Source organism: Methylobacterium oryzihabitans (genome assembly GCF_004004555.2).
Taxonomy (GTDB): Bacteria; Pseudomonadota; Alphaproteobacteria; order Rhizobiales; family Beijerinckiaceae; genus Methylobacterium; species Methylobacterium oryzihabitans.
In genome coordinates this window covers 43,943-64,206 of record NZ_SACP01000014.1, presented here as the reverse complement: position 1 = coordinate 64,206, position 20,264 = coordinate 43,943, and the positions used below count along the sequence as shown (strand labels likewise).

The following is a 20,264-nucleotide window of genomic DNA, read 5'->3' as shown; positions in this document are numbered from 1 at the left end:
GGCCAAGCCTGGACCGGAACGGGGACGGGGAACGGGGATGCGGCTTCAGGAACATCCGCTGCGGGCGCGGGTGCTGGCGGAGGTCCACGCCCGCCCGTTCACGCCGGTCAAGACGCCGCGCCGCTTCCTGCACTACGCCTTCCTCACCGACGGCGAGGCGGCGGCGGCCGACCGCGAGGCGCTCGCGGCCTATTGCGGCGGCCTCGGCCTGCCCGGCCCGGCTCCGGGCGCCAAGCAGCACCGGGCGATCTTCTCCGGTGCGGTCCTGCGCTGGGAGAGCCACAGCGAGTTCACGACCTACACCTGGGAGTACGGCGACGGGCAGGGCGTGCCGTTCCAGCCCCAGCCCGACGCGCTCGACACCGTGATGGAGGCGGTGCCGCAGCCCGGTCCGCTCCTCGTCGCGGTCGATCTCCACCTGCTGCCGGCCGACAAGGGCGAGGTGCCGCCCGACGTGATGGCGGCGTTCAGCCCGGCCTCCCTCGCGATGGCCGAGGCGGAGGGCGGCGCGGCGGTGATCGCCACCGACTTCCAGGCCGACCCGCACGGCTACGTTCGCATCGTCGTCGCCGACCGCAGCCTCAGCCGGCTCGCCGCCGGCGCCCTGGTGCAGCGCCTGCTCGAAGTCGAGACCTACCGCACCCTGGCGCTCCTCGGCCTGCCGGAGGCGCAGGCGCTCGGCCCGGCGATCCGCCGGATCGAGACCGCCCTGCCGCCGCTGATGGAGGCGATGCGCACCAGCGAGGGCTTCGCCGAGAACCACGCCCTGCTCGACCGCCTGATCGCGCTGGCGGCCGAGCTGGAGGCGGGGGCCGCCCGCGCCCTGTTCCGGTTCGGCGCCACCCGGGCCTACGACGAGCTGATCCGCCTGCGGCTGGCGTCGCTCGGCGAGAAGGCGATTCCGGGCCATACGAGCTGGTCGGTCTTCCTCGCACGCCGCTTCAATCCGGCGATCCGCACCTGCACGACGATCGGCGAGCGCCAGGACATCCTCTCGCGCAAGCTGTCGCGGGCCGCCCAGATGCTGCGCACCCGCGTCGACATCGAACTGGAGCGCCAGAACCAGGCCCAGCTCCAGGCGATGAACGAGCGGGTCAAGCTGCAACTGCGGCTGCAGCAGACCGTCGAGGGCCTGTCGGTCGCGGCGATCACCTACTACGTCGCGAGCCTCGTCCACCACATGCTGGAGGGCGTGCATCATCTCGGCCTGCCGGTCGACGCGACGGTCGGCACCGCGCTCGCGGTGCCGCTGATCCTGGTCGGGGTGGCCTGGACGGTGCGGCGGATCCGTCGGCAGCACGCGGAGCCGGGCGGGCATTAGCCAAGGGATGCGGCGATGTCCGCGAGGGCGCGGAAGAGCCCGCGATCGTCGTCGCGCGACGGGAGAAAGCCGCGCCGGCGCCAGAACCCGGCGGCCTCGGCGTCGATGGGCGCTGCGATTCAGAGGCGGGCATGGTTCAGCACGCAACGTCGTCAGGAGCGAGATCCCGGTATCCACTTCTGACCCGAACCACCTCGATCCCCGCGTCCGTCGCGACGTAGAACACCACGTAGGTGCCGATCGGGAAGCTCCTCAAGCCGGGTCGGAGTTCCGGGCGGGCCCGTCCTGCCTGGGGGTTAGCGGCCAGCATCCTCAAGCCTCGCTCGATCCGGTCGAGCAGCGCATCGGCTGCGGCCTCGTTGTCGTCGGCGACAAACGTCCAGATCTCGATCAGATCCTCGCGGGCGAGGGGGCGGCGGGTGATCGTCCCGGGACTCCCGGGTCCGAACGTCACGGCTGCTTGCGGGATGTCCGCCGGGCACGGGCTTCGGCCTTCACGGCAGCCATGTCGTGGATCTCGGGCGGTCCACTGTCCAGGCCGGCCTGGATGTCGGTCCGCAGGGCGGCCAGCGTGGCGGCGCGGGTCTGCTCGCGTTCCTCGACCAGTCTCAGCCCGTCGCGCACGACGTCGCTCGCAGACGCATACCGCCCACTCGACACGAGCGTGCGGATCAACTGCTCGGAGGCTTCGTCCAAAGTAAAATTCGCCGCCATCGCCGGATCCCGACCATCATCGACGGGATAGCATGTCGGGCCTCTCGTGCAACGCACGAGCGCATCGGCATGCAACATGGCGCTTCCCCCAGACGGGGGCACGATGCCGCCTCGGCCCGCGGTCTCCGTCCGACGCCCTGGATTCTGCTCGATTCCCTCGCCCGTCCACGCTGGCAATCGAGACCGTTCGCACGGCCATAGACCTTCGGCTCGCGTCGATCTTCGATCTGTCGACTCGTCGAGACCGAGGTTTTCTGTTCCTGGGGTCCCCCGGCGGCCCGGCCGCCGGGGGACGGACCGGCTCAGCCGGCGCGGTTCTGCCGGTTCTCGATCAGGTCGTCGACCACGCCGGGGTCGGCGAGGGTCGAGGTGTCGCCCAGCGCCGAGAACTCGTCCTCGGCGATCTTGCGCAGGATGCGGCGCATGATCTTGCCCGAGCGGGTCTTGGGCAGGCCGGGGGCGAACTGGATCAGGTCGGGCGAGGCGATCGGGCCGATGTCCTTGCGCACCCAGGCGACGAGTTCCTTGCGCAGCGCGTCGGACGGCTCCTCGCCCTGCATCAGCGTCACGTAGGCGTAGATGCCCTGGCCCTTGAGGTTGTGCGGGTAGCCGACCACCGCGGCCTCCGAGACCTTCGGGTGCGCGACGAGCGAAGATTCGACCTCGGCCGTGCCCATCCGGTGGCCCGAGACGTTGATGACGTCGTCGACCCGGCCGGTGATCCAGTAGTCTCCGTCGGCGTCGCGCCGGCAGCCGTCGCCCGAGAAGTAGCGGCCCGGGAAGGTCGAGAAGTAGGTCTGGACGAAGCGCTCGTGGTCGCCCCAGACGGTGCGCATCTGGCCCGGCCAGGAATCGTCGATGCACAGGTTGCCCTCGCAGGCGCCGTCGAGAATCGTGTTCTCGCCGTCGACCACCACCGGCTTGACGCCGAAGAACGGCTTCGTCGCCGAGCCGGGCTTGAGCCGGGTCGCGCCGGGCAGGGGCGTGATGAGGATGCCGCCGGTCTCGGTCTGCCACCAGGTGTCGACGATCGGGCAGCGCGCGTCGCCGACGACCCGGTAGTACCATTCCCAGGCTTCCGGGTTGATCGGCTCGCCGACCGAACCGAGGATGCGCAGGGTCGAGCGCGAGGTCTTCTTCACCGGCTCCTCGCCGGCGCCCATCAGCGAGCGGATCGCCGTCGGGGCGGTGTAGAAGATGTTGACCTTGTGCTTGTCCACGACCTCCCAGAAGCGGGAGATCGTCGGGTAGGTCGGGATGCCCTCGAACATCAGCGTCGTGGCGCCGTTCGCGAGCGGCCCGTAGAGGATGTAGGAATGGCCCGTGACCCAGCCGACGTCGGCGGTGCACCAGTACACGTCGCCGTCGTGATAGTCGAAGACGTACTGGTGGGTCATCGAGGCGTAGACGAGGTAGCCGCCGGTGGTGTGGACGACGCCCTTCGGCTGACCGGTCGAGCCCGAGGTGTAGAGCAGGAACAGCGGGTGCTCGGCGTCGACGGGCTCGACCGGGCACTCGTCGGTCACCTGGGCGGCCGCATCGTGGTAGTAGACGTCGCGGACCGGATCCATCTCGACCGGCCCGCCGGTGCGGCGCACGACGACGACGTGATCGACGCTGTCGGCCGGCAGGCGCGCGATCGCGGCGTCGACATTGGCCTTCAGCGGCACCTTGCGGCCGCCGCGCAGGCCCTCGTCGGCGGTGATGACCATGCGCGAGCCGCAGCCCTCGATGCGGCCGGCGAGCGAGTCCGGCGAGAAGCCGCCGAACACCACCGAGTGGATCGCCCCGAGCCGGGCGCAGGCCAGCATCGCGAAGGCGGCCTCGGGGATCATCGGCAGGTAGATCGTCACCCGGTCGCCCTTGCCGACGCCGCGGTTGCGCAGGACGTTGGCCATCCGGCACACCTCCGCGTGCAGCTCGCGGTAGGTGATGCGGCGCGACTCGTTCGGGTCGTCGCCCTCCCAGATGATCGCCACCTGCTCGCCGCGGCGCTCGAGGTGCCGGTCGATGCAGTTGTGGGCGACGTTGGTGGTGCCGTCGAGGAACCAGCGGATCGTCACCTCGCCCGGGCCGAAGGTCGTGTCCTTGACCTGCGAGTACGGCTGGAACCAGTCGATCCTCTTGCCATGCTCACCCCAGAACGTCTCCGGGTCGGCGATCGACGCCTCGTACCAGGCCCGATACTGCGCCTCGTCGAGATGGGCCCGCTGACGGACCTGATCCGGAACATCGACGACTCGCTGGGTCATGGCGTTCTCCCTTCGGGTGTTCGGGCCGGTCCGCTCGTCCGTCGGATCGTCTGTGAGCGGAATGACCGGCCCGCATGCCGCCCGATCAATCGATTCTTCCGTCTACCCGATCAATCGATTCTTCCGTCTAATGGAAGACGACGCGAGGCCGGCCCCTGCCGCAGCGGGAGCCGGCTCGTGCGGAGCAGACCGGCCGGATCGACGACGCCCGAAGGTGGCGCAGGGTCAGTTGCAGCCGATGCAGATGCCGGTGTCGATCTTGCGGTCGATCTCGCGGCTCTTGCGGCGCAGCTCCGGCGTGGTGCCGTCGCCGGGCCCGAGGGCCGAGCCCGGCGGCTTGGTCTGGCCGACGCCGGTGATGTTGCGGTCGACGCCGCCGACCGACCCGGTGCTGCCCGGCTCGGTCATGCCCCCGGCCGGCGGGGCGGGGTCCGTCGTCTGGGCGGCGGCCGGGAATGTGAGTGCGCCGGCGACGAGGGCCGCGGCGAGATGGGTGAAGCGCATGAGGGTGGCCTCCTTGCCCCTGCGAACTGTTCTGCTGCGACAACGCCGCACCGAAGGCCAAGTTGCGCGACGCGGCGCGCGCGACCGGAGCCGACGACGCCCCCCCGGGGGCGCCGCGAACCAGGGCCATCGCTCTGAAGCGATGGCCCTGCGCCGCGAACCGGTCCGGGTCGCGGTCAGGCGGTGCCGTCGCCCTGGAGGTAGCCCGCGCGGCGGCTGTCGGGCATCTGCAGGGAGGTCAGGAACGCGATCGCCAGCATGACCGTGACGTACCAGTAGAAGGAGGTCTCGTGGCCGGCCTCCTTGAAGCTCAGCGCCACGAACTCGGCCGAGCCGCCGAACACCGCGTTGGCGATGGCGTAGGACAGGCCGACGCCGAGCGCCCGCACCTCGGCCGGGAACATCTCGGCCTTCACCAGCCCGCTGATCGAGGTGTAGAACGACACGCAGAGCAGCATCGCGGTGATGAGCGCGTAGGCGAGCACCGGGTTCTGGGCGTCGGCGATCGCGTGCAGCATCGGCACCGTCAGCAGCGTGCACGAGGCGCCGAACAGCAGCATCGCGGTCTTGCGGCCGAACCTGTCGGCGAACATGCCGAAGAACGGCTGCGCCACCATGTAGGTGAACAGCACCGCCGTCATCACCAGGTTGGCGGTCTTCTTGTCCATGTGGGTCGTGTTGACGAGGTACTTCTGCATGTAGGTGGTGAAGGTGTAGAAGATCAGCGAGCCGCCGGCGGTGTAGCCGAGCACCGTGAGGAAGGCGCGGCGGTGGTTCGTCCAGATCGCCGCCATGCTGCCGGCCTCCTTCGAGGCCCGGGTCGAGGCGGTCGAGGTCTCGTGCAGCGAGCGCCGCAGGTACAGGGCGACCACGGCGGCGGCGGCGCCGATGAAGAACGGGATGCGCCAGCCCCAGGCGATCATCTCCTTGTCGGACAGGGCGAGCGTCACCAGCACCACCACCAGCGAGGCGAGGAGCTGGCCTCCGATGAGGGTGACGTACTGGAACGAGCCGTAGAAGCCGCGTTTGCCCTTCAGCGCCACCTCGCTCATGTAGGTGGCCGAGGTGCCGTACTCGCCGCCGACCGACAGGCCCTGGGTCATGCGGGCGAGCAGCAGCAGGATCGGCGCCGCGACCCCGATCTGGCCGTAGGTCGGCAGCACCGCGATGACGAGCGAGCCGGCGCACATCATCACGACCGAGATCAGCATCGAGTTCTTGCGGCCGTAGCGGTCGGCGATGCGCCCGAACAGCCAGCCGCCGATCGGCCGCATCAGGAAGCCGATGGCGAACACCGCCGCGGTGTTGATGAGCTGCACCGTCGGGTCGGAACCCGGGAAGAACACGTCCTTGAAGTAGATCGCCGTGAAGGCGTAGGCGTAGAAGTCGTACCACTCGACGAGGTTGCCCGAGGACGATCCGACGATCGCCCGGATGCGCGCCTTGTTGTCGTAGGCCGCGATGGTCCGGTCCTGGGACGCCAGAGCGTCGTGCGCCGGGCCGTCGCCGGGGGCCGCCTGGGGGCGGGCGGAGGTGGTCATCGTCGGGTTTCCCTGCTGGACGGACGAATGGACGGCCGCGATGCCGAGGGGCCGAAGCGTCGAGGCGCGCGCGGACCCGCGACGGCGGCGCGTCGGCCCGTCTGCGCGGCCGGCGATGGTGCTGGCTTACGGCGAAATCCGACTTTGGACCAGTCGTGCGGACGTCCGTGGATGGCTTGTCCCGGTCGAAACGTGGGGGAGGTCGCCCGGCTTACCGGCCGGCCTCGCAGGCTTCGCGGCGTTCGGGCCACGGTGCGCCCGTCTCGGCGGTGATCCGCTCCTGGTAGGCGCCGATCGCGGCGTCGAGGAGCGGCCGCAGGTGGTCGCGCATCGGCGCGATCCGGTCCGAGACCGTGACCCAGCGGGTGCCGGTCCATTCCTGCACGAAGCCGGCGAGATGCCCGCTGTGGTCGGCGCAGCCGAGCTTCAGCGGGCCGGCGAAGCCGGTGAGGCCGAGCTCCTTCCAGCGCACCGCGTCGATGTGGAGCGCCTCCAGACCCCGGCGCATCGCCTCGCCGTCGATCGCGGCGCGGCCGGCGAGGCGCTGGGCCGCCCGGATCGCCTCGGACACCACCACCGCGTTGTAGATTCCCCGGTTGTAGAGCACGCCGGTGGCGTCGCTCTTGGCCGTGCGCGACAGGCCGGCATCGATCACCAGGAGATCGATCTGGTCGAAGGCGGGGAAGCTGTCGCCGGGGGCGTGCCACGCGACCTCCCGGAAGCCCTGGGCGGCCTTGCCGGCGCGCCGCAGCGCGTCGTCGCCGGGCCAGCCGACGGCGACGATCCGCTCCAGCGGCCATCCGGCGGCGGCGGCATCCTCCACCGGCGTCCCGGTCATGCCGGCGGTGCCGTCGAGCAGGACGTAGTCGGGCGAGGCCGCCTTGGCGCGGCGCCAGGGATCCTCGGCGCCCGGGAGCAGCGGGTAGGTGCGCAGGGTGAAGCCGGCGCTCTCGGCAAGGTCCGTCAGCATCGGGATCGGGTCGCGCCCGGCCTCGCTGTCGTGGTGGAAGTACGCCACGGTCTTGCCGCGCAGCCCGTCGGGGGAATCCTCGCGGGCGGCGAGATGGGCGATCGCCACCGCGAGCCCGTCCCATACCGTCGCCGGCGGCGCGAAGGCCCAGGGGAACACGCGGCCCCTCGCGGCCAGGGCGACGCCGTAGCCGGTGGTGACCATCGGGATGCGGTCGGCGCCGGTGCGCGGCAGCAGCGCGAGGGCGGCGTCGGCGTGCCAGGGATTGACGACGACGGCCCCGCGGGCCCTGGCGGCCTCGTAGCAGTCGAGGGCGCGCTGGACCTCGCCGCCGGTCTCGCACTCGAGGACCGCGACCCGGGCGCCGCCGACGCCGCCGTCGCGGCGGTCGAGCATGGTGAAGTAGTCGGAAAAGCCGTTGGCGACCGGCGTGCCGGCCTCGGCCAGGGGGCCGGTGCGCTGGGTGAACAGCGAGACGGTCACGGTCTCCTGCGCCGCCGCCGGCACGGCGAGGGCGGCCGCGGCGACGAGGGCGGACAGGACGCGGCGGACCGGCATGGCCGACTCCTCGATGACGGAACCGGCGGACCATAGGCCGCCCGCCGGCCGCGGGAAAGCCGCTCCCGTGCCGTCTCCGACCGATCGCCTCGCGATGCGGACACGGGCTTCGTTCCGGCGCCGCGCGGGCTGTTGGGACGAGTGTCTGATCTGATCGTCCGGGACTCGTCTCACGGGTCGAGGACGCGGGCGGACGGGAACAGGATCTCGACCAGGGTGCCCTCGCCCTTCTGGCTGGTGAGGCGCAGGACGCCGCGATTGGCCTCGACCAGCGCGCGGGTGAGCGGCAGGCCGAGCCCGGTGCCGGCACCGCCGCGCAGCGGCGTGGCGCCGGGGCGCCGGAACGGCTGCAGCGCGGTGTCGATCTCGTCGAGGGTCATGCCGATGCCGGTGTCGCGCACCCGCAGGGCAACGCCGCCGCGATCGGTCTCGGCGGTCGAGACGATGACCTGCCCGCCGGCCTCGGTGTAGGTGATCGCGTTGGCGATGACGTTCATCGTCGCCTGCCGCAGGGAGCGGGCATCGGCCAGGACCGGGCGCAGGGCGGGTGAGAAGCTCGTGCGCACCACCACCCGCTGGCGGGCGGCGAGCGGCTGCATCAGCGCCACGCATTCGGCGACGAGGTCGTTGAGCACGAGGCCGGCGAAGCTCAGCTCGATCCGCCCGGCCTCGATCCGCGCGAGGTCGAGGAGGTCGTCGACGAGGCCGACGACGTGCTCGCCCGAGACCCGGATGTCGCGCAGGTAGTCGCGGTAGCGGTCGCTGCCGAGGGGGCCGTACTGCTCGTCGAGCATCATCTCGGCGAAGCCGATGATCGCGTTGAGCGGCGTGCGGACCTCGTGGCTGACCGTGGCGAGGAAATCGAGCCGCTCGTTGCTCGCCCGCTCGGCGTCGCGCCGCGCCCTGGCGAGGTCGCGCTCGGTCCGCTTCAGGTCCGAGACGTCGCGCAGCACCACGGCGAAGCGGGACTCGTCCCCGGCGGCGAGGGCCGAGACCGAGAGCAGCAGCGGCAGCGTGCCGTCGCGGGCCTGCCCGATCACCTCCTCGGCCTCGCCGGAGGACCCGCCGCGGGCGCGGTGCAGGGCGGCGCGGGCGGCGACGCGGCTCTCGGCGGTGAACAGCAGCCCGACATCGTCGCCCGCGACCTCGCGGGTCTCGAAGCCCAGCAGGGCGGTGGCGCCGCGGTTGAGGCTGAGGATCCGGCCCTCGCCGTCGAGGATGACGATGCCGTCGGCCACCGCATCGAGGACCGCCTGGATCTCCCGCAGCCGGCCGTCGCTCGCCGCGAGGCCGGTCTCGGCGGCGGCGAGACGGGACGCCTCGTCGGCGTCGGGCACGAGGCGCACCGTCAGCAGGCTCGCGGCCGAGCCGTTGACGTCGACCGGCGCGACCACGACCTGGACCGGCACCGCACCGCCCTCGCGGCGGGCGAGGCAGAGCGGCGGCGTCTCCTCCTCGGCCGGCAGGCTGGCGGGCTCCCGGCCCTTGAACAGCGCCCCGGGACCGCCCGCCGCGGCCAGCGAGGCCGGGCTGTCGTAGCCGGTCAGGGTCAGCAGGGTGCGGTTGGCGAGCAGGATCTCGTCGCCGCGATGGACGAGGACGCCGACCGGCAGGCGGTCGATCAGCCGGTCGGCCCAGGGCGCCGCGGTGGTGCGGTCGGGCTGGCGGGCGAGGGCGCCGGCGCTGCGGAACGGCATCACGGCGCCGCCCGCCGTGGGCGGCTCCGGCGCCGCGTCGTCGGGGGCGGCCTCGTCCCGGTCGCCGGCGAAGCGCGCGCCCAGCGCCCGGGCGATCTCCCGGAACGCCGCGTGCTCGTTCATCGAGAGCTGGCGCGGATCGGGCGGAGCGGCCTCGGCGGCGGACGGACCGCTCGCCACCGCCTCGACGGCCGGTGCGGGGAGCGGGTCCGGAGCGGGGGGGGCGGGCGGTTCGGCCGCGGGCTCCGCTGCCGCGGCGGGCGCGGCCTCGGCCGCGGACACCGCCGCCTCCGGCGGGTCGGCAGGCGGAGCCTGCGCGGTGCCGGACGGCGCCGGACCCGATCCGGCGAGGGGGGCGGGCCGGTCCGCATCGAGCTGCATCAGGCCGAAGCCCCAGCCGAGGCCGAGCTGGGTCAGGGGGGCGACGACGATGTTGGCGAAGTCGGCCATCGTGGCGCCGGCCAGCGTGGCGAAGGCCGGCAGGTCGGCCGGAGCGGGGCGCGCGGGAGGGGAGGGAGGCCGCACCGGCGACGCGGCGGTCCCGTCCTCGCTGCGACCGAACGCGATCACCGCGGCGGCGCGCTCGCGCAGGCTCGGCCGCTGCGGCGGCGCGGCCGTCGACCGAGGGTCCGCCGGAGGGGCCGGGGCCACGCGGTCGGCATGGATGACCCCGAAGCCGCCGAAGCCCGCGAAGGCGCGGCCCTCGCCAAGGCGCGGCGCGCCCGACAGGTCGACCGTCACCGCGAACGGCGCGTCGTCGAGCCGCCACGATACCGGGATCGCCCGGAAGGTCCGGCGCCGCTCCAGCGCCTCCGCGAGGCTGCCGTCCGGCGAGACGACCGCCCCGGCGAGCAGCCGGCGCCACGATTGCCCCAGCGCACCGCGCCCGATCAGCTCGCCGAACGGGGCACCGGCCTCGGTCAGGCGGCCGTCGGCGTCGCTGCGCCACAGGAAGCGGACCGGGCCGCGCCCGGCGAGACGCTCCGGCGGCGAGGGGGCCCGGCCCGGTGCGGGGGCGACCGTCTCCGGCGCGGCCGGCGGGACCGGCTCGGATGCGGGCAGCGGGCGGCGGGGCCGCGCCGCCGGCAGCGGATCGACGACCGCGACGGCGATCCCCGTCCCGCCCTCGGGCAGCCGCACCGGCAGGCTGGCGCAGAGCAGCGGCGGCGCGAGACGGGAGGCGTCGAGCCGCAGGCGGTCCAGGCGCGGCCGGGCGCCCTCCGGCGCCGCGGCGGCCGCGGCGCGCAACTGCCGGGGCAGGGCGAGGGCCGGATCGATCCGCCCCTCCGCGTCGCCGATCCGGCCGGCGAGGACCCGCGCCTCCGGCGTGGCGTGCAGCAATCGTGCGCAGCCGTGGTCGAGCAGCAGGATCGGGCGCCCCGGCGCCTCGCCGGACCCGCCGAACTCCCGCAGTATCCTCAGGTCGCCGACCACTGTCGCGAAGCGCTCGTTCCCGTCCACTGCCGCTCCTTCTTCGTCCATGGAGGCCGCAGGGCAGACCGGGCGCGTCGGTCCGCCGCCATGCACTTGCCGATTTAACGCAAACGAAGCCGTCCCGCACCGGCACGAAGTGCGCAGTCGGCGCGTTAGTGGAGAATTAACGTTAACGCTCGGGCATGAGGTAGCCCGGCCGGCGGAACCGTGTTATTGTGCAGCGCACAACGACGTGCCAATCGGAGGTTGAGGAGACGACATGAGCACGACACCGAACTACGAGATCCCCACCGAGATGCGCGACTTCGCCGAGAAGAGCGTCGATCAGGCCCGCAAGGCGTTCGATTCGTTCATGGGCGCCGCCCGCAAGACCGCCGACACGCTCCAGGGCTCGGCCGACATGGCCCGCTCGAACGCGCAGACCGTGTCGACCCGCGGCTTCAGCTTCGCCGAGCAGAACGTGAACGCGGCCTTCGACCTCGCCCAGAAGCTGGTGCGCTCGCGCGACATCCAGGAGGCGATGCAGCATCAGGCCGAGTTCGTGCGCAGCCAGTTCGCCGCGATGCAGTCGCAGGCCAAGGAGTTCGGCTCGCTCACCCAGACCGCGATGCAGCAGAGCGCCGAGAAGGCCAAGAGTGCGATGCAGCAGGGCGTCGAGACCGCGCGCCACGCGATGAACCAGGGCGCCGACGCGGCCAAGAGCACCGCCAACGACGCCGCCAACACGGTGCGCGACGTCAACTCCTGATCCGGCGGCCGCGCGTCGCGCGGAACGGCCGAGGCCCGATTTCGGCCAACCACCCGGCATCGTCGCGGCACGGTCCACGACGCTGACCGGGACTTCGCCGCATCCGCTGCCGCGCAACCCGGCTTCCACGGCCGCGTCCCTCCGGGCGCGGCCGTTTCCCGTCATGGCTTCCCGTCATGGCGGGATCACGCGAAATCGGTCTCGTGGTGCAGGCCGCACACCTCGGTGGCGTCGTCCTCCGGCGGCGCGCGGCGGGCCGGCGGGTCGAGGCTGCGCACCAGCCGCGCGATCTGCATCGCCTTGTCGGCGCAGTCGGGCGAGATCCGGGCGATCTCCTCGGTCAGGGTCACGATCGCGTCGAGGTTGCGTTGCCACTCGCCTGAAGTCGTCACGGCCAGGATCTCCTCGCGACGGGGCCCGGGGGCATCCGGTTGCCCGGCCGGGCCGGTTCCGCTACCGATGCGGCGCCGGACGCCGAGGATTCCGGCGCCCGCGGACCCCGCGCGCGATCCGCGGACCCGGCGTCCACTCTCGCGAGAAGGAAACGCAGACATGCGACGGATTGTTCGCGCCGGATTGTCGGCGGCGATCGCGGTCGCCGTGCTGGCCGGACCGGCCGCGGCCCAGTACCGCCCCGGCCCGGGCTACGGCTACGAGGACGAGTACGAGGCGCCCCGGCCCCGCCGCCGCCTCGGCTACAATTGCGATGCGGTGCAGCGCGGCTTCACCGGGCCACAGCCCTTCTCCTGCCCGCTCCCCGGCCCGCGCCCGCTCGGCGTGCGCTGCTTCTGCGACGTGCCGATCGCGTCGTTCAGCTCGCCGCAGCCTCCGGCGGCGGGCCTCGTGGTGCCGTGACGCCGACGCCCCGCCGGTCGCGGCGGGGCGCTCACGCGAGAAGGGCCGCGCGAGGCGGCCCTTCCCGGTCGATTCGGACAGTCGGTCCTCAGTTGAGGACCACGACCTTGGCGCCGACCCGCACCCGCTCGTAGAGGTCGGTGACGTCCTCGTTGGTCATGCGGATGCAGCCCGAGGACACCGCCTGCCCGATCGTGTCCGGCTCGTTCGAGCCGTGGATCCGGTACAGGGTGCCGCCGATATACATCGCCCGGGCGCCGAGGGGGTTGTCGATGCCGCCGGCCATGTAGCGCGGCAGGTCGGGGCGGCGAGCCAGCATCTCCTTCGGGGGGGTCCAGGACGGCCACTCGCGCTTGGCGGTGATCGCCTTGGTGCCCGACCAGGTGAAGCCGGGGCGGCCGACGCCGACGCCGTAGCGGATCGCCATGCCGTCGCCGAGCACGTAGTACAGCCGGCGCTCCGAGGTCGAGACCACGATCGTGCCCGGCGCGAAGCGGCCGTCGAACGGCACCAGCTCGCGCGGGATCGGCGCGACCTTGACCTGATCGGTCACGCCGCTCGACTGGCCGTAGCCGTATCCGTAGTTCGGATCGGCGGTCTGCCCGCCATAGACGCCGCTGGAGTAGTAATCCTCGGCCGGGCTCGCGCCGAAGGGGTCGTAGGGAGCGGCCTGTGCTGCCGCCGAACCGAGCAGACAGGCGGCGACGACGCCGGCGACGACGGAGATCTTCATGGTGGAAGGTCCTACCTCAGCTATTACCTTTGCAGTATGAATGCCCGGCGGCCTTTCGGGTTCCTTGCCGAAGCGGGGCTTTCTCACAAAACCGACACAATCGTTATGGTCAAGGTTCACCGGGACTGCTGCCGACCGCTCGGATTCGCCGGTCCCGCGGCGGATTCCGGTAACCCTGGCCCGCCGGGTGGCGGCCATCGAACCGCCGTCACGGCCGGGTAGGCGCCCCGCGATGGAGAAGACGTTCACGGCCCACCGGGAGGACCGCCCCGGCGCCGCATGGCTCGCCCGCTTCCGGGCCGGACGCGACGAGGCCGCGCGGTGGTATCTCGGGGAGGGGGCCTCCGAGCCGCCCTCGGCCGCCGCCTGCCGCGCCGCCCTGCTGCGGCACATGCCCGAACTGGTGGCGCCCTACGACGAGGCCTGCGCGCTGGTCGGCGACGACGACCTCGCCCACCGCGTCCTCAGCCACTACCGCCCGGCGGCCCGCCCGCAGGGGTGCAGCCAGGCGGTCTGGCTCGGCGACGGCGGCCCGGCCCTGGTGCGCAACTACGACTTCCCCCTGCCGGTCATCACCGGGCGCATCGAGCTGACCGCGTGGTCGCGCCGGGTCCTGGCGATGGGCCAGCGGCCCTGGGGCGGCTGCCTCGACGGGATGAACGAGGACGGGCTGGTCGCGAGTTGCACCCTCGGCGGGATCGCCCGGCGCGGCGAGGGCTTCGCGATCATCCTGATGCTGCGCTACGTGCTCGAGACCTGCGGCTCGGTCCGCGAGGCGGTCGCGGCCCTGTGCCGGCTCCCGGCCACGCAGTTGCACAACGTCACGCTCCTCGACCGCGAGGGCGACCACGCCACGGTCTTCCTCGGGCCCCGGCGCCAGCCCGCGGTGACGCGGCAGCGGACCTGCACCAACCACCAGGAGCGCGCCTCGCCCGCCTCCCGCTCCGCCCTGCGCCAGCGGGTGCTGGACGAGGCCCTCGCCGACCCGGCCGGCACGCTGCCGTCGCTGGTGGCGCGCTTCCTCGCGCCGCCGCTCTACTCCCGGAAGGCCGCCTTCACCACGGCCTACACCGCCCTCTACCGGCCGGCGGAGGGCCGGGTCGACTATCTCTGGCCCGGCCATCGCTGGACCCAGACCTTCGCCGGGTTCGCGGAGGGCGCCTACACCCACGATTACGGCGCCCTCGAACCCTGACCGCCGGTCCCGGGCTCACCACACCTCGTCGGTGTGGACCTGGAAGCCGGCGAGGCGGCTGAAGCCGAAGCTGTTGGTGATCGCGACGTCGGTGGCGTCGCGGCCCCGCGCCATGACGATGCGGCCGATGCGCGGCGTGTTGTGGCGCGCGTCGAAGGTGTACCACTGGCCGCCGAGATACACCTCGAACCACGCCGAGAAGTCCATCGGGTCGGGGACCGCCGGCACGCCGATGTCGCCGAGATAGCCGGTGCAGTAGCGCGCCGGGATGTTCATGCAGCGGCAGAACGTCACCGCCAGATGCGCGAAGTCCCGGCACACCCCGCGCTGCTGGGTGTAGCCGTCGAAGGCGGTGCGGGTCGCGTCGGCGTAGGCGTAGCCGAAGGTGATGCGCTGGTGGACGTAGTCGACGATCGCCTGGACCCGGGCCCAGCCGAGCGGCGTGTTGCCGAACAGCGACCATGCGGTCTCGGACAGCTTGTCGGTGTCGCAGTAGCGGCTGCCGAGCAGGTAGACCAGCACGTCGTCGGGCAGGTCCTCCACCGGCAGTTGCGGCGCGTCGGGGGCGTAGAGGTCGGGCTGTCCCGAATCCGCCACCGTGAAGTCGGCCGAGATGGTCAGCAGGCCCGGCGGGGCGACGATGCGGGTGCAGGTGTTGCCGAACCCGTCGGCGTAGTCGCGCGACGGGATCGGCGGGTCGAACCGGATCTCGTGCGGGGTCAGGAGGTCGCCGCGACGGGACGGGTGGATGCTCAGCATCAGCAGCATCGGGGTCGCCACCGGCGAGTCGAAGCTGATCGCGTAGCCGGTCCGGATCCTCATCGCCGCACTCCCGTCTGCACCGGCCCTCGGGCCGAGGTTCCCAGAGTAACGCGCGACGTGACCGAGGTGAGCGGCGGGCCTGCCCGAAAAAACGGCAGGATCCGACCGAAAAGTCGACGATCTGGTCATCGTCGTGACGACGGCGGCGCCGGGAGCGGCCGGGGGATCAGTTCGGGCGTCGGGCCCGCGCCTCGAAGGTCTCGGCCACCGCGGCCTCGTGGTCGCCGAGGATGTCGAGACGGCGCGCCCGCGCCGCCTCGTCGCCCCGGTCTCCGGAGAGGTCGGCGAAGGCGCGGGCCTGTTCGGCCTCGCGGCGCCGGCGCTCGACCTGCTCGCGGAAGAACGCCGCCTGATCGCCGGCGGTGCGGGCGTATTCCTGCGCGTAGGATTCCTGCTCGTAGGCGCTGCGGGGCTTGCCGGATCCGGTCTTGGCGCTGCCGGGCTTGGCGCTGCCGGGCTCCGCGGCGTCCGAACGGTTCCTCGTCATGCCTGTCCCCTCCCGTGCCTGGATCTCCACCCGCGTGCCGGTGCGATGGCGGGCGGTACCGGTACAAGCTAGGTCCGCGGCGGGCGGTTGCCAACGCTCAGGGGGTGCCGGCGTAGGCGAGGGCGCCGAACAGGCTGCCGACGTCGCGGTAGCGGGCGCCGCGGGTGCTCATCATCGACTCGAACTTCTCGTGGACCTGCGCCACGGACAGGCTGCGCGCCTTCCGGCGCCCGACGCGCTCGTAGAAGATCGGCCGGTTGGCGCGGGCGGGCTTGGGCAGCAGCGCCGCCGCCTCGGCCTTCGGCTCCTCCACGACCTTGGCCATGAAGCGCTCGGCGTCGTCCGGGCCGAGGAAGTGCGCGAGGTAGGTCTCGCCGAGGGTCAGCTCGCGGCCGATCCGGGCGGCGATCCGGGCGCTGTCGCGCTTCAGCATCTCGCCGGCCATCACCGCCGACAGCGAAGGATCGCGGCGCAGGTCGAGGATCCGGGCACGCTCGCCGGATTCCGCGACCGACAGGTCGTCGCCGATCAGGCCGGCCTCGCGGGCGTACCCGTATTGGGGGCCGAATTCCCGCATCACCTGGAGCCAGGTCCGCTCGATGAACTGGTACAGGCCGGTCGCCGACGAGGTCTTGGCCTGGACCTCGGTGATGAAGCTCGATTCCTTGTCGGCCACCGCCATCAGCAGCACCGGGTCGGTCTTCACCGTGACGGCGGCGCGCACGATGGTCTGCACGAGGTGGCGGCGGATCTTCATCGGCCCGAAGGCCAGCACCTCGTTGGGGTCGCCGCCGGAACTGGCCGAGATCAGGTCGTCGTAGGACACCCGGTCGACGCCCTCCGAGCCGAGGGCGGTGTCGAGGTCGTGGACCGGCATCGAGACCGGCGCGGCGATCCGGGCGGTCTCCTTCGGCAGCGTCTGCACCTTCGGCCGCGGCATCACCAGCAGGTCCGCCATCAGCGTGACGGAAGGGCGGACGGTGAGCATGTCGGGACCGCAATGGTGCAGCACCGCCGACAGCCCGGCGGCGAGGCACCCGGCGATCAGCGCCGCGCGGGCGATGACCGGGAAGCCCCCCGGAGCGGGGCGCGCCGCGCCGCCGAGAGCCAGGACGTCCCGACCCTGTGGAGACGGCCAGCGCTCGGCCCGGCGCGGAGTCCCACTCGCTCGCTGTCGCATGTCGGTTCCCGGTCCGGATCGTTGCTGTATCGTGACCGCACAGAGCCGGGTAGTTGTGGCGACATGACGGCGGCCCGCGCACGCCCCGCCCGCGCCTCCCGCCAAGCTTCACCGGGGTCAGGGAGCGTTCAGCCGACGGCACGGCCCAGCATCGCGCAAGCTCGGCCGTATGCGATGCCTCGAACGACCTTGGCCATGAGCCGCCGCGATGGAGCGTTGGCCGGACTCGACCGGTCGAAGGGCGTCCTCGGGGCGGCCGTCCGCCCCGGTCCTCCAGGGCCGACCCTTCAGCCTATCAGCCGCGCGACCGCTCCGGCAGCGGCGAGGGAACGGCGATCCCCGTGGAAAACCCCGTGGGCGAGGGCGGGAGGGAGGCCCGACCGGTCCCGGTCAGTCCAGCCAGACCTGACCGGTCCGCGTCACCGCCGGGCGCTGCAGGTACAGCCACAGCGTCACCCCGACCTGGGCGCAGAGCAGCGCGATGATGACCGACAGCAGGACCACCACCAGGACCTGCCCGCGCGAGTCGAAGAACGGCCGCCGCGGCGGGGCGACCGGGCTCTCCTGGACGGGCGCCGGTCTCGGTTTCGGAGCGCCCGACGGGACCGGCTGGAACACCGGCCGGTAGCCGCCGGTCGGGATGCGGATGCGCAGAACGCCCGCCTCGACGTGATGGGTGTAGGCGTCGTCGAGGGCCCGGCGCAGCCGGCCCGCCTCGACGCGCACGCTCGGATCGTTGACCGGATCGAAGCCGGGGCTGCGCCCGAGGGCGCGCACCGCGATGGTGTAGGCCTTGACCTCGTCGCCGCGGCCGGCGAGTTCCTCCTCGACGACGAAGGTCAGGAACGCGGCGAGCTTCGGCGAGCGGACGAACGGCGTCGATCTCAGGCAGGCGTCCAGGGCGCGGCGCACCTCCGCTTCGTCGTGGTGGGGTCCCTGCATCGTGCCGTCCGTCACTCCCGTCGCCTCGGCCATCCGGCTCGTGCGCCGCATTCAACCGCAGCCGGCCTGTGCCGTCCCCCGGGCAAACGGCTTAAGCTTTCGCTAACCATGACCGCCGATCCTCGCGGCCATCACCGCGCCGAGAGGAAGCCATGCCCCAGGAAGCCATGTCCCAATCCGCCGCCCGGTCGCAACACTCCGCGTTCGCGCAGTATCCGATTCCGCTCGAACTGCTCGCCGCCCTGCACCGGGCGAGCGAGGACGAGCTGACCTCGATGGTCGCCCGGATGCCCGAGACCGGCCGCGCCCGGCTCGCCGCCTACTGCACCGACAAGGATCATCTCCAGCGGCTCGGACTGCGGATCGCCGGCACCTGCGACGAGGCCGCGCTGATGCGGGTCGTCGGCGCCGATGCCGGGGCCAGCCTCTACGCGCGCTCGCACCCGACGCCGGCGCGGGCGCACGCCTGAGGGCGGGCCCGCCCGCTCAGCAGCCGAGCCGGCGGGCGAGGTCGGCGAGATCGGAGGCGGCGACGTCGACCGGGGCGGCGGGGGCCGCCTCGCCGGTGCCGGGCCCGTTCTCGTCCGGGCGGGCGATGTGGGCGGTGGCCAGCCCGCAGCCGGCCGCCGCCACGAGGTCCGAGGTGTGGGCCGCCACCATCATCACCTCGCCGGGAGGCAGCCCCAGGGCCTCGGCGGCCCGCAGGTAGACGGCGGGCTTCGGCTTGTAGTCGCGAGCGAACTCGGCGCCCAGGATCGCGTCCCAGGGCAGGGCGTTGCGGCGGGCATGCGCGATGGCGAGGCGGACATGGGCGTTGGAGCACGGCGCCAGCAGGAAGCCGCCGCGCAGCCGCGTCAGCGCCGCCGGCACCTCGGGCCACGCATCGAGCCGGTGCCAGGCCAGGACCAGCTCCCGCTTGATCTCCGGCGTCAGCCCCTCGACCCCAAACTGCGCCAGCACGCCGTCGAGTCCCTCGGCGTGCAGGGTGTCGAGGTCGGTCCAGGCCCGCTCGCCGCGGCGGACCGGCTCCATCGCCGGCTGGTAGCGGTCGCGCCACGCCCGCGCGAAGGCACCGCCGTCGATGTCGGGGCGGACCGGGGCGAGCAGCCGCGACGCCTCGCGAGCGACGCCGCCGTGCCAGTCGAGCAGGGTGCCGAACACGTCGAAGATCAGGGCGTGGATCGCCATGGCCGGGTCCTCCCGCGTCGTCAGCGCCGGCGCACGAAGCCGACGATGTCCTTGACCGCCTCGATGTTGGGGCGCGCGATCGCCTCCGCCCGCGCGGCGCCGTCGGCCAGCACCGCGTCGATATGGGCCTCGTCGGCGACGAGGCGCTTCATCTCGCCGCCGATCGGCCCGAGCCGCTCGACCGCGAGGTCGACCAGCGCGCCCTTGAACGACGAGAACTGGGCGCCGCCGAAGTCGCGCAGCACGTCCTCGCGGGTGATGTCGCTGAGCCCCGCGAAGATGCCCACGAGGTTGTCGGCCTCGGGCCGGCCGGCGAGGCCGGCGATCTCGGAGGGCAGGGGCTCGGCGTCGGTCTTGGCCTTGCGCACCTTCTGGGCGATGGCGTCGGAATCGTCCGTGAGGTTGATGCGCGAATAGTCGGACGGGTCCGACTTCGACATCTTCTTCGCGCCGTCGCGGAGCGACATCACCCGGGCGGCCGGCCCGCCGATCAGCGGGTCGGTGAGCGGGAAGAACGCCTCGCCGTGCCCGTGCGCGGCGATCGCCGCGGCGTAGTCGGTGTTGAACTTCTGCGCGATGTCGCGGGTGAGTTCGAGGTGCTGCTTCTGGTCCTCGCCGACCGGCACCTTGGTGGCGCGGTAGGCCAGGATGTCGGCCGCCATCAGCACCGGGTAGTCGTAGAGGCCGATGCTCGCGTTCTCGCGGTCCTTGCCGGCCTTCTCCTTGAACTGGGTCATCCGGTTGAGCCAGCCGAGGCGGGCGACGCAGTTGAAGATCCAGGCCAGTTCGGCGTGCTGCGGCACCTGGCTCTGGTTGAACACGATCGAGCGCGTCGGGTCGATGCCGGCGGCGAGGAAGGCGGCGGTGACCTCGCGGATGTGGCGGATCAGCTCGGCCGGGTCCTGCCGCACGGTGATCGCGTGCAGGTCGACCACGCAGTACAGGCACTGCGCGTCCTGGTTCTGCAGCGCGACGAACCGCCGGATCGCCCCGAGATAGTTGCCGAGGTGCAGGTTGCCGGTCGGCTGCACGCCGGAGAAGACGAGTTCCTGGAACGCGGGCATCGGCGCCTTGTCTCCCTGCGCAATCCCTGCGGCCGAGCCTCCGGTCATTCCGCGGGTGC

Annotated in this window: 20 protein-coding genes; 5 read left to right on the top strand and 15 right to left on the bottom strand. The window is 72.6% G+C overall.

Translation table 11 applies throughout. The features are described 5' to 3' along the window. Positions 1–37 precede the first annotated feature (37 nt). Positions 38–1,321 carry a DUF3422 family protein gene (locus tag EOE48_RS15460; RefSeq protein ID WP_127730658.1) on the top strand — a complete coding sequence of 428 codons (1,284 nt, stop codon included), beginning with the start codon at positions 38–40 and terminating at the stop codon, positions 1,319–1,321. A 136-nt stretch (positions 1,322–1,457) separates the two neighbouring features. Here the strand turns inward: EOE48_RS15460 and EOE48_RS15450 are convergent, their stop codons facing one another. The 7 genes from EOE48_RS15450 to EOE48_RS15420 form a co-directional block, all read right to left on the bottom strand. Continuing rightward, complete coding sequence (locus tag EOE48_RS15450) at positions 1,458–1,775, bottom strand: type II toxin-antitoxin system RelE/ParE family toxin (RefSeq protein WP_210249574.1); 318 nt, start codon at positions 1,773–1,775, stop codon at positions 1,458–1,460. Beyond that, positions 1,772–2,113, bottom strand: a complete 342-nt coding sequence (locus EOE48_RS15445; protein ID WP_246154446.1) for a type II toxin-antitoxin system ParD family antitoxin — start codon at positions 2,111–2,113, stop codon at positions 1,772–1,774. The genes EOE48_RS15450 and EOE48_RS15445 overlap by 4 nt, the downstream gene beginning before the upstream one ends. A gap of 224 nt (positions 2,114–2,337) precedes the next feature. Next, positions 2,338–4,287 carry an acetate--CoA ligase gene (acs, locus tag EOE48_RS15440; protein ID WP_127730656.1) on the bottom strand — a complete coding sequence of 650 codons (1,950 nt, stop codon included), beginning with the start codon at positions 4,285–4,287 and terminating at the stop codon, positions 2,338–2,340. A 225-nt stretch (positions 4,288–4,512) separates the two neighbouring features. Beyond that, positions 4,513–4,791 carry a hypothetical protein gene (locus tag EOE48_RS15435; protein ID WP_127730654.1) on the bottom strand — a complete coding sequence of 93 codons (279 nt, stop codon included), beginning with the start codon at positions 4,789–4,791 and terminating at the stop codon, positions 4,513–4,515. A gap of 176 nt (positions 4,792–4,967) precedes the next feature. After that, a complete protein-coding gene (locus tag EOE48_RS15430) occupies positions 4,968–6,332 on the bottom strand; it encodes an MFS family transporter (protein WP_127730652.1) in 1,365 nt (454 codons plus the stop codon). Positions 6,333–6,543: 211 nt separating this feature from the next. Then, positions 6,544–7,860: an ABC transporter substrate-binding protein gene (locus EOE48_RS15425; RefSeq protein ID WP_127730650.1), complete on the bottom strand. Its 1,317-nt coding sequence runs from the start codon at positions 7,858–7,860 to the stop codon at positions 6,544–6,546. A gap of 170 nt (positions 7,861–8,030) precedes the next feature. Then, positions 8,031–11,018: a histidine kinase dimerization/phospho-acceptor domain-containing protein gene (locus EOE48_RS15420; RefSeq protein ID WP_246154444.1), complete on the bottom strand. Its 2,988-nt coding sequence runs from the start codon at positions 11,016–11,018 to the stop codon at positions 8,031–8,033. 232 nt (positions 11,019–11,250) lie between these two features. Between EOE48_RS15420 and EOE48_RS15415 the strand changes: the two genes are divergently transcribed. Next, a complete protein-coding gene (locus EOE48_RS15415) occupies positions 11,251–11,739 on the top strand; it encodes a phasin (protein ID WP_127730646.1) in 489 nt (162 codons plus the stop codon). A 185-nt stretch (positions 11,740–11,924) separates the two neighbouring features. On the opposite strand, the gene EOE48_RS15410 is transcribed toward EOE48_RS15415, so the two are convergent. Then, positions 11,925–12,131: a hypothetical protein gene (locus EOE48_RS15410; protein ID WP_127730644.1), complete on the bottom strand. Its 207-nt coding sequence runs from the start codon at positions 12,129–12,131 to the stop codon at positions 11,925–11,927. A gap of 160 nt (positions 12,132–12,291) precedes the next feature. Here EOE48_RS15410 and EOE48_RS15405 point away from each other — a divergent pair, with 160 nt between their 5' ends. Beyond that, on the top strand, positions 12,292–12,594 hold the full coding sequence (locus EOE48_RS15405) for a hypothetical protein (RefSeq protein WP_127730642.1): 303 nt from the start codon (positions 12,292–12,294) through the stop codon (positions 12,592–12,594). 88 nt (positions 12,595–12,682) lie between these two features. Here EOE48_RS15405 and EOE48_RS15400 read toward each other — a convergent pair whose 3' ends face one another. Continuing rightward, positions 12,683–13,327, bottom strand: coding sequence for a L,D-transpeptidase (locus tag EOE48_RS15400; protein ID WP_127730640.1), 645 nt, complete (start codon positions 13,325–13,327; stop codon positions 12,683–12,685). 232 nt (positions 13,328–13,559) lie between these two features. On the opposite strand from EOE48_RS15400, the gene EOE48_RS15395 reads away from it, so the two are divergent. Further along, the gene (locus tag EOE48_RS15395) at positions 13,560–14,522 is read left to right on the top strand and encodes a C45 family autoproteolytic acyltransferase/hydrolase (protein WP_127730638.1); all 963 of its coding nucleotides are present in this window, start codon (positions 13,560–13,562) and stop codon (positions 14,520–14,522) included. A 15-nt stretch (positions 14,523–14,537) separates the two neighbouring features. Here EOE48_RS15395 and EOE48_RS15390 read toward each other — a convergent pair whose 3' ends face one another. The 4 genes from EOE48_RS15390 to EOE48_RS15375 form a co-directional block, all read right to left on the bottom strand. Next, on the bottom strand, positions 14,538–15,344 hold the full coding sequence (locus EOE48_RS15390; protein WP_127730636.1) for a transglutaminase-like domain-containing protein: 807 nt from the start codon (positions 15,342–15,344) through the stop codon (positions 14,538–14,540). A gap of 166 nt (positions 15,345–15,510) precedes the next feature. After that, entirely contained in the window at positions 15,511–15,831 is a 321-nt protein-coding gene (locus tag EOE48_RS15385) for a hypothetical protein (RefSeq protein ID WP_187371432.1), read from the bottom strand. Positions 15,832–15,928: 97 nt separating this feature from the next. Then, complete coding sequence (locus tag EOE48_RS15380) at positions 15,929–17,011, bottom strand: transglycosylase SLT domain-containing protein (RefSeq protein ID WP_127730634.1); 1,083 nt, start codon at positions 17,009–17,011, stop codon at positions 15,929–15,931. A 390-nt stretch (positions 17,012–17,401) separates the two neighbouring features. Further along, a complete protein-coding gene (locus tag EOE48_RS15375; RefSeq protein WP_127730632.1) occupies positions 17,402–18,004 on the bottom strand; it encodes a hypothetical protein in 603 nt (200 codons plus the stop codon). Between the two features lie 101 nt (positions 18,005–18,105). Between EOE48_RS15375 and EOE48_RS15370 the strand changes: the two genes are divergently transcribed. Further along, positions 18,106–18,423, top strand: a complete 318-nt coding sequence (locus EOE48_RS15370) for a hypothetical protein (protein WP_246154441.1) — start codon at positions 18,106–18,108, stop codon at positions 18,421–18,423. Positions 18,424–18,439: 16 nt separating this feature from the next. Here EOE48_RS15370 and EOE48_RS15365 read toward each other — a convergent pair whose 3' ends face one another. After that, positions 18,440–19,141 (bottom strand): haloacid dehalogenase type II, encoded by a 702-nt coding sequence (locus tag EOE48_RS15365; RefSeq protein WP_127730630.1) that lies wholly within the window; start codon positions 19,139–19,141, stop codon positions 18,440–18,442. Positions 19,142–19,161: 20 nt separating this feature from the next. Further along, entirely contained in the window at positions 19,162–20,205 is a 1,044-nt protein-coding gene (gene trpS / locus EOE48_RS15360; RefSeq protein WP_127730628.1) for a tryptophan--tRNA ligase, read from the bottom strand. Positions 20,206–20,264: the final 59 nt, after the last annotated feature.

What these genes read in the sequence shown, in the direction of transcription:
- EOE48_RS15405 (WP_127730642.1), top strand. Translation starts at nt 12,292, where the DNA reads ATGCGACGGATTGTTCGCGCCGGATTGTCGGCGGCGATCGCGGTCGCC.
- trpS (WP_127730628.1), bottom strand. Translation starts at nt 20,205, where the DNA reads ATGCCCGCGTTCCAGGAACTCGTCTTCTCCGGCGTGCAGCCGACCGGC.
- EOE48_RS15380 (WP_127730634.1), bottom strand. Translation starts at nt 17,011, where the DNA reads ATGCGACAGCGAGCGAGTGGGACTCCGCGCCGGGCCGAGCGCTGGCCG.
- acs (WP_127730656.1), bottom strand. Translation starts at nt 4,287, where the DNA reads ATGACCCAGCGAGTCGTCGATGTTCCGGATCAGGTCCGTCAGCGGGCC.
- EOE48_RS15430 (WP_127730652.1), bottom strand. Translation starts at nt 6,332, where the DNA reads ATGACCACCTCCGCCCGCCCCCAGGCGGCCCCCGGCGACGGCCCGGCG.
- EOE48_RS15370 (WP_246154441.1), top strand. Translation starts at nt 18,106, where the DNA reads ATGCCCCAGGAAGCCATGTCCCAATCCGCCGCCCGGTCGCAACACTCC.
- EOE48_RS15460 (WP_127730658.1), top strand. Translation starts at nt 38, where the DNA reads ATGCGGCTTCAGGAACATCCGCTGCGGGCGCGGGTGCTGGCGGAGGTC.
- EOE48_RS15390 (WP_127730636.1), bottom strand. Translation starts at nt 15,344, where the DNA reads ATGAGGATCCGGACCGGCTACGCGATCAGCTTCGACTCGCCGGTGGCG.
- EOE48_RS15435 (WP_127730654.1), bottom strand. Translation starts at nt 4,791, where the DNA reads ATGCGCTTCACCCATCTCGCCGCGGCCCTCGTCGCCGGCGCACTCACA.
- EOE48_RS15415 (WP_127730646.1), top strand. Translation starts at nt 11,251, where the DNA reads ATGAGCACGACACCGAACTACGAGATCCCCACCGAGATGCGCGACTTC.
- EOE48_RS15400 (WP_127730640.1), bottom strand. Translation starts at nt 13,327, where the DNA reads ATGAAGATCTCCGTCGTCGCCGGCGTCGTCGCCGCCTGTCTGCTCGGT.
- EOE48_RS15385 (WP_187371432.1), bottom strand. Translation starts at nt 15,831, where the DNA reads ATGACGAGGAACCGTTCGGACGCCGCGGAGCCCGGCAGCGCCAAGCCC.
- EOE48_RS15365 (WP_127730630.1), bottom strand. Translation starts at nt 19,141, where the DNA reads ATGGCGATCCACGCCCTGATCTTCGACGTGTTCGGCACCCTGCTCGAC.
- EOE48_RS15395 (WP_127730638.1), top strand. Translation starts at nt 13,560, where the DNA reads ATGGAGAAGACGTTCACGGCCCACCGGGAGGACCGCCCCGGCGCCGCA.
- EOE48_RS15425 (WP_127730650.1), bottom strand. Translation starts at nt 7,860, where the DNA reads ATGCCGGTCCGCCGCGTCCTGTCCGCCCTCGTCGCCGCGGCCGCCCTC.
- EOE48_RS15445 (WP_246154446.1), bottom strand. Translation starts at nt 2,113, where the DNA reads ATGTTGCATGCCGATGCGCTCGTGCGTTGCACGAGAGGCCCGACATGC.
- EOE48_RS15375 (WP_127730632.1), bottom strand. Translation starts at nt 18,004, where the DNA reads ATGCGGCGCACGAGCCGGATGGCCGAGGCGACGGGAGTGACGGACGGC.